This is a genomic window from Poseidonibacter sp., from assembly GCF_041821165.1.
Lineage (GTDB): Bacteria > Campylobacterota > Campylobacteria > Campylobacterales > Arcobacteraceae > Poseidonibacter.
Map to the genome: position 1 here is coordinate 1 of NZ_JBGUES010000245.1, position 2,680 is coordinate 2,680.

The window sequence follows — 2,680 nt, forward strand, 5'->3', positions numbered from 1 at the left end:
TCTGCATTATTTGTTTTATTGATTTTTTTTGTATAAAAGTCACTTTTCATTTTTGAGAAGGTTTCAACTTCATGATTTTTATTTTCTAATGCTATTTCTAACTTTTTATTATCTTTATCTTTTGTATTATTTTGATTAGATAATTGTAAATCTAGGGCTTTTTTATATAGAAACATTGCTTCTTTATATTGACCACCTTTTTCTAAAATCAAAGCATTTTTGTAGATATCTTCAATACTTGAAGAAAAACAAAATGTAAAAAATATTGTTAAAAATAATAAATGTTTCATAAATACATTTTACTCAAAAATACTTATAAGTAATAAAATATATAGGATATAAAAGAGTTTTAATGCTATAATCGCGAAAAATTATAGAAAAAAAAAGGTTTATAATGTTAGTTGCTCCTTCGATTTTATCAGCAGATTTTGGAAAATTAGATGTTGAAATTAAAGCTATTTGTGATGGTGGATGTGATTTAGTTCATGTTGATGTAATGGATGGACATTTTGTTCCAAATATGACTATTGGTCCTGTTGTTGTTAATCCTGTTGCTAAGGTTTCTACTAAACCTTTAGATATTCATTTAATGGTTGAAGATAATTCATTTTTTGTTGATCTTTTTGCTCCATGTAAACCTGAGTATATTTCATTTCATATTGAAAGTGAAAAACATCCTCATAGATTAATTCAAAAAATTAGATCTTTTGGAATTAAACCTGCAATTGTTTTAAATCCTCACACAAACCCATCTACAATTGAATACTTACTTGAAGATTTAGATATGGTTTTATTAATGTCTGTAAATCCTGGTTTTGGTGGTCAAAAATTTATTACAAGTGTAGTTGAAAAAGCAAAACAATTAAAAGAATTAATCAATAAAAGAAATCCTAATTGTTTAATTGAAGTTGATGGTGGTGTTAATGATAAAAATATTCATGAGCTTAAAGATGCAGGTGTTGATATTGTTGTAGCTGGATCTTATGTATTTGGAAATGAAGATTATTCTAAAGCAATAAAGAGTTTACAGGTATAAGTATGAGAATTAAAATTTGTGGAATTACTAATCTTGAAGATGCACTTGATGCTATAAATGCAGGAGCAGATGCTTTAGGATTTGTTTTTTATTCTAAATCTCCTCGATATATAAAACCTCTTGATGCAAGAAAAATAGTTGATAACTTACCTCCTTTTATTCAAACAGTAGGATTATTTGTAAATGAAAATGAAGAGTTTATAAATAAAACTTCATTTGATGCAAAAATGCAAATGGTTCAAATTATTGATGATAATAATCATACAAATTTTGATTTATTAAATTGTAAATATATAAAAGTTTTAAGAGCGCAAAAAGAAGAAGATATTCAAAATATTGATAAAAATGAGTATATTTTAGTTGATGCTTTTGTAGAATCTTTTGGAGGTGAGGGTAAAAGAGTTGCTTTAGAGTGGTTCAAAAATATCGATACTTCTAAAATGATTTTAGCAGGTGGTTTAAACGAAAATAACTTAATAGAATTATCGAGTTTGAATTTATATGGAGTAGATGTAAGTTCAGGTGTTGAAGCTTCTAAAGGTAAAAAAGATAAACAAAAAATGATTAATTTTATAAAAGCTGCAAATGAAATTTAAAAGAAGAATGGTTCCAAAACCTAAATTGAAAATGACAAATATTCTGGCTCTTTTAAAAAAAGAGCCAATTTCATATGATAAGTTTTTAGATTTAATTGATGAAGCAGCTGATACTTTTTTTGATACTCCTGAATTAGAGTTTGAATTACTTTTATCAAATGGATTACCATTAGAGTTAGATGAAGATAATAATGTATATTTAAAAACTATTAAAACTAAAATTCAAGAACAATGTTTTTGTATTGTTGATATTGAAACAAATGGTGCTTCTGTAAAAAAAGGTTGTCAAATTATTGAACTTGGTGCGGTTAAGTATAGAAATGGTGAAATAGTTGATACTTTTGATTCTTTAGTATATGCAAAAGAGATACCTGAATTTATTCAAGAAATTACAAATATTACTCCTGATATGTTAGTTGATGCTCCTGTTATACAAAATGTTTTAAAAGACTTCAAAAAGTTTTTAGATGATGATGTTTTTGTGGCTCATCCTATTAAATTTGATTATGGGTATATATCAGACTCTTTTGAAAAATATGATTTAGGAAAACTTCAAAATAGAAAAATTTGTACAATTGATTTAGCAAGAAGAACAATACAGTCAGAAAAATATGGACTTAGTTCTTTAAAAGAAACTCTAAATATTGATGTTGATAATCATCATAGAGCATATTATGATGCTTTAACTACAAAACATGTATTTGAAGAGTCTTTAAAAAATATTGATTATTCAAAAATCAAAACTGTTGAAGAGTTAATTGATTTTTCAAAAAATGCTAAAGTTTTAAATCCTAATATTAAGAAAAAAGACGAAAAAAAAATATCAAATAAAGAAGATGAAAACTAATGTTTTCTCAAGATAATTATATAAAAATTTTAAATTATGCAACAAGTGTATATAAAAATGAAAATAGTAAAGATATTAAAGAGTATTTAGTTCATATAAATGCCCTAGCAATGGAAATTATACATTCATGCAATAACTCTAGCTTAGATGAAAAAAAGTCTAATTTGGCTATCTCATGTGCTTTATTATATGATATTCTTA

Annotated in this window: 5 protein-coding genes; 4 read left to right on the forward strand and 1 reads right to left on the reverse strand. The window is 25.0% G+C overall.

Translation table 11 applies throughout. The features are described from left to right. A partial coding sequence (locus ACERKK_RS12710; protein ID WP_373773448.1) for a hypothetical protein occupies window positions 1-290 on the reverse strand: 290 nt, incomplete at its 3' end. Between the two features lie 104 nt (window positions 291-394). Between ACERKK_RS12710 and rpe the strand changes: the two genes are divergently transcribed. The 4 genes from rpe to ACERKK_RS12730 form a co-directional block, all read left to right on the forward strand. Beyond that, window positions 395-1,036 carry a ribulose-phosphate 3-epimerase gene (gene rpe, locus ACERKK_RS12715; protein ID WP_373773449.1) on the forward strand — a complete coding sequence of 214 codons (642 nt, stop codon included), beginning with the start codon at window positions 395-397 and terminating at the stop codon, window positions 1,034-1,036. Between the two features lie 2 nt (window positions 1,037-1,038). After that, on the forward strand, window positions 1,039-1,632 hold the full coding sequence (locus ACERKK_RS12720) for a phosphoribosylanthranilate isomerase (RefSeq protein ID WP_373773450.1): 594 nt from the start codon (window positions 1,039-1,041) through the stop codon (window positions 1,630-1,632). Beyond that, window positions 1,622-2,479, forward strand: coding sequence for a 3'-5' exonuclease (locus ACERKK_RS12725; RefSeq protein WP_373773451.1), 858 nt, complete (start codon window positions 1,622-1,624; stop codon window positions 2,477-2,479). The genes ACERKK_RS12720 and ACERKK_RS12725 overlap by 11 nt, the downstream gene beginning before the upstream one ends. Next, window positions 2,479-2,680 (forward strand): hypothetical protein (locus tag ACERKK_RS12730; protein WP_373773452.1); only part of this gene is annotated, 202 nt, incomplete at its 3' end. The genes ACERKK_RS12725 and ACERKK_RS12730, both read left to right, overlap by 1 nt.